Below are 4,074 nucleotides of genomic sequence, written 5' to 3'. Positions count from 1 at the left end.
AAACGAATCATAAAATGGGTCTTAGGGTTTTGGGGGGAAAATATAGGTTTCAACCTTAAGAATAGCTTAATGCGGGTCGGAACTTGTAAATATTAGCGTAATATAATTTTGAAAAAATTAGCGGCTTATAGTTTATTAAATTATGTGTTTTGTATTTTGTACCCATTATTATTCATTATGGTAATTCACTTTGTTATTTTTCTTATCGCTTTGTTCGTGCTCATCGTGGCTGCCAGGTTTTTCACTAAAGCAGCGGAAGAACTTGGTAAGTGGCTTTCTTTTCCTTCGTTTGTCATAGGCATTTTTATTGTAGGCATAGGCACTTCATTGCCTGAATTGATATCCGGCGTATTGTCGGTTTCACGAGGTGTTTCTGAAATTGTACCTGGTAACATCATTGGCGCTAATATTTCAAATCTGTTGCTGGTAACCGGCTTTGCAGTGGCTTTGAGCCGCAAGCCGATCTCGTTGGGAAGCATGTATATTTATATCGACCTTCATTTTTTATTGGGTAGCTTTTTCATGTTTTATATAATTGCCTATGATGGCCTTATTACATGGCAGGAGGCTATTATGGGTATCCTGGTATTTATAGTGTATAGTTTTTACCTTATTAAAGGCGGCACGCAGAGTGAGACACCAGATGAAAAGCAAAAAATTCCTTTTCCTGTAAAAAGCGCGATCATCCTGGTTCTTGCAGCAGTCGGGATCTATTTTGGCGCTGAATATACGGTTCAAGCTATACAGGGTATTGCCAGAGGTTTGCAGGTGCCTGAATCTATTGTTGCACTAACCGTATTATCGGTAGGAACTACCTTGCCTGAACTGGCAGTGAATATAACAGCAATTAAACAGGGAAAGGCAGAAATGGCAATAGGTAATATATTGGGTTCCTGTATTTTTAACACCCTCGTCATTCCTTCAACGGCGTCTTTGATCGGTGTAATAAAAGTGCCAAAAGAACTACTCTCATTTTCACTGCCGGTAATGGCTGGCACAGGGTTACTGTTTTACCTGCTTACCCAGGACAAACGAATTTCGGTATGGGAAGGCCTTATGTTCGTTATGATATATGTATTGTTCATAATTAAGATAGCTATGCCATAAATGATGTAATAACTTCCTGTAATTTGTTAAAAAAAACAGCGGCACAGCCACTTTAACTAAGTTTTGGTACATGAGCCCGAACCTGCGGGTAATTTTGTTCAAAACTTACTATGAAGAAAATTTACCTGTCCTTCTTTTTATCAATGACCTGCGCCTGGGCACTGGCACAGGACACTACCAGCCCCGTATTGTACGAAAGCAACCGCATCATTTTACACTTTACCGATACTTCGGGAAAATTCCTGCAGCTGGCGCGTATATTCATCGACCGCGGGTATGATATTGACATGAAAGACCCTGAGTTGGGCATTCTGAGAACGAAACCCGGTCCGCTCCGTGGCGGCGCACACTTCACTGACCAGGTGGAAATTAAATCCATATTCAGGGACAGCACCATTACGCTTTCAGGCGTAACTCATTCACAATCGACCGGACACGATTGGTCTGTATACGACATCAAAGCTGAGGTATCCTATTCAAAAAAGAGGTACAGCAATGTCAGGCTTTCATGGGAAGAAATGGAAAAGATCGCTGCATTATTACAACCCGCATTCATCACGTATTCAAGGGTAGATGTAACCGAAAAATCGAAAAAAATGGAAGGATGGCAGTATAAGCGGAACAATTAAAATATCAGGATCAGACCGGGCATGCCATTTTAATAACTTAAGTTTTGTCTTTATATATAAAGCCTAATCATGATCACCCGCGCCAATGTCAGTGATCAGCATCTCCCACGTTAACCAGGTGTAATTTTATAACGCATAAAAACATGTGTTATGAAAACCATATTCTTTATTTTAAGCTTCCTTGTAACGGATCTCGGCGCCGTTGCACAAACGTGGATGAAAAAATACGATCGTGTCAATTCTTTCAATTGCGGGCTTGCCGCTGTAAGAAAAGATGGCAAATACGGTTATGTTAATGAGGAAGGCAAAGTGATAGTGCCATTGATCTATGACGAAGCGCGGGCATTTTCAGAAAACCGGGGCGCTGTTGAACTGGATGGCAAATGGGGTTTTGTCGATAGCAATGGAAATGTATTTATAAAACCCCGGTATGCAGATGTATATTCTTTTCACGAAGGAATGGCGGTGGTGGCAGTGGGCGATGAATACGGATTTATTGATTCCACAGGGAAAATATCCATTCCGTTGAGCTATTCATATGCCGGCAGCTTTAGTTTTGGTTTGGCGCCTGTTTGCAATAAAAAGGGTTTATGGGGTTATATCAATAAGGAGGGGAAGGAAGTGATCCCGTTTCGTTTCAATTACGCAACCCCGTTCAATGAAAGCATAGCGCGGGTGGTGGTAGGTGGTTTGCGGTATTCCATTGGCCTCGATGGTAACGTGATCACGGGGGAATAAGTTATTTGCTGCTGGTTCATATGAACAGCATATGCAGCTTTACCAGTCTTTTCCCAATAATATATTGACAACGATGATCCTGTTCCAGGAAGGTCCCCAGGCCAAAAGGAAGGGAACAGGGAGGCCGGCGAGCCCAGGTGCAAAGCCAGTCAGTCAGCCATAAAATCTAATATTTAATTGATATACAAGCAGGCGATTACATAGTATTTAAAAATTGACATTAAAATTTTGGAACAATTATTGCCTTTTATCAGGACAAAATATGTATCCATATGAAAAACAAGCTTTTGAAGCGAATACTTGCCTTAATATCAATTGCATTTTTCCTAATCTCGGTAGGTTTAACATCGGTGCAGCCCCATCAGGATAAACGTGGAAATAGGGGAGAGGTTGAACTGCCTCCATTGTCAGCGTCAGGTATGCTTAAAGGCCATTTGCCGCCGCCCGGAGAAAGTAACATCCGGGTTACCGGCCGCCAGGCTGAACATCGCTTTAATGCATTGCCCTAAAAAAACGCAATTAAAGGATTGCCGGCAATGCAATGTAATAAACATCTATTTTATGACATTGGATAGCACCCGCCAAACAGAAACTTTACCAACGCCTGAGTTTTCAAAAAAGAAATTAACTGAACTGGTATACTTAAAGATCACCAGCAGCCTTTCAGAATTCAACTTATCGGGAAAAAAGTTTGAAAGCAAGGTGAAGAAAGTGAGTAAATCATTTGCAAAGGATATTGCCAGGTCTTATAAAAAAGAAAAGCTGTAATGTTTACTTATTGTGGTAAATGAATAATTGAAGTATATTGAAGTATGGCTGAGAAGAGAACTTCAAATATTATTCTCCACGTTGATGACGATCCGGATGATCAATTTATATTCAGGTATACGATTAACAGGATCGACCCGTCTTTTATTATTCGCCAGGCCAGCAATGGGCATAAAGCCGTGGAGTTTTTAAATCTGGCGGCACAGTGTGGCGGTTTACCCGTTCTCATCATTGTCGATATGAATATGCCGGTAATAACGGGGGTTGAAACATTCAAATTAATTAAGCAGGATGCATGTTTATCTGCTATACCAATGGTTTTATTTACCACCTCTTTAACCGACGATGCAATACATTACTGCCGGCAGGAAAATATTCCGGCTTTTGAAAAGCCCGGTAATTTGCAGCAGTTTAGCGACTGCGTTAAGAAAATATTGGTTGTTGCCGGCTTATAAATAGCCGCCGGCACCTCCGGTCATACCTACCATACCGCCCACCGCAAACTGGCGCTAAAATATACCCGCAATTCAGCCAGAAGCTACTCAGTGTTTTTCCCCCCCTTTACAATGTGCTAAACACTTAATATGTAGCATTAATGGGTGATTCTTACACTTATAATAATGCCGCTGCATTTTATTTGCAAATATTTGAGATAGGATTTACAAATTGAACAAGACCAATGAAAATCGAAAAAAAAGCAGATGGTTCCTCTTCAACAGGCAAATGGTGTAAGCAAAGTATTTTGCGGCAGTATAAAAGAATGGTGGTGATGATTGTGTTCTCAGTTTCTCCATTTGGTTATGGAAAGGCCCAGAATGCAATGAATTATTCC

6 protein-coding genes are annotated in these 4,074 nt (G+C 40.9%); all 6 read left to right on the top strand.

All coding sequences use genetic code 11. From position 1 onward, the window contains the following. Nucleotides 1-177: 177 nt before the first annotated feature. The 6 genes from A4R26_RS05745 (at nt 178) to A4R26_RS05720 (ending at nt 3,697) form a co-directional block, all read left to right on the top strand. Entirely contained in the window at nt 178-1,107 is a 930-nt protein-coding gene (locus A4R26_RS05745) for a sodium:calcium antiporter (protein WP_081161925.1), read from the top strand. 110 nt (nt 1,108-1,217) lie between these two features. Then, the gene (locus A4R26_RS05740) at nt 1,218-1,736 is read left to right on the top strand and encodes a hypothetical protein (RefSeq protein ID WP_081161922.1); all 519 of its coding nucleotides are present in this window, start codon (nt 1,218-1,220) and stop codon (nt 1,734-1,736) included. Between the two features lie 150 nt (nt 1,737-1,886). Next, on the top strand, nt 1,887-2,474 hold the full coding sequence (locus A4R26_RS05735; RefSeq protein ID WP_081161919.1) for a WG repeat-containing protein: 588 nt from the start codon (nt 1,887-1,889) through the stop codon (nt 2,472-2,474). Between the two features lie 272 nt (nt 2,475-2,746). Continuing rightward, nucleotides 2,747-2,983 carry a hypothetical protein gene (locus A4R26_RS05730; RefSeq protein WP_081161917.1) on the top strand — a complete coding sequence of 79 codons (237 nt, stop codon included), beginning with the start codon at nt 2,747-2,749 and terminating at the stop codon, nt 2,981-2,983. 52 nt (nt 2,984-3,035) lie between these two features. After that, nucleotides 3,036-3,242, top strand: coding sequence for a hypothetical protein (locus A4R26_RS05725; protein WP_081161914.1), 207 nt, complete (start codon nt 3,036-3,038; stop codon nt 3,240-3,242). 44 nt (nt 3,243-3,286) lie between these two features. Continuing rightward, a complete protein-coding gene (locus A4R26_RS05720; protein WP_081161912.1) occupies nt 3,287-3,697 on the top strand; it encodes a response regulator in 411 nt (136 codons plus the stop codon). The last annotated feature ends 377 nt before the right edge of the window (nt 3,698-4,074 follow it).

This window comes from Niastella populi (assembly GCF_002078015.1).
Taxonomy (GTDB): domain Bacteria; phylum Bacteroidota; class Bacteroidia; order Chitinophagales; family Chitinophagaceae; genus Niastella; species Niastella populi.
This window is presented reverse-complemented; position numbering and strand designations above follow the sequence as displayed.

Coding starts and splice junctions, on each gene's coding strand:
- A4R26_RS05730 (WP_081161917.1), top strand. CDS start 2,747: ATGAAAAACAAGCTTTTGAAGCGAATACTTGCCTTAATATCAATTGCA.
- A4R26_RS05740 (WP_081161922.1), top strand. CDS start 1,218: ATGAAGAAAATTTACCTGTCCTTCTTTTTATCAATGACCTGCGCCTGG.
- A4R26_RS05745 (WP_081161925.1), top strand. CDS start 178: ATGGTAATTCACTTTGTTATTTTTCTTATCGCTTTGTTCGTGCTCATC.
- A4R26_RS05720 (WP_081161912.1), top strand. CDS start 3,287: ATGGCTGAGAAGAGAACTTCAAATATTATTCTCCACGTTGATGACGAT.
- A4R26_RS05735 (WP_081161919.1), top strand. CDS start 1,887: ATGAAAACCATATTCTTTATTTTAAGCTTCCTTGTAACGGATCTCGGC.
- A4R26_RS05725 (WP_081161914.1), top strand. CDS start 3,036: ATGACATTGGATAGCACCCGCCAAACAGAAACTTTACCAACGCCTGAG.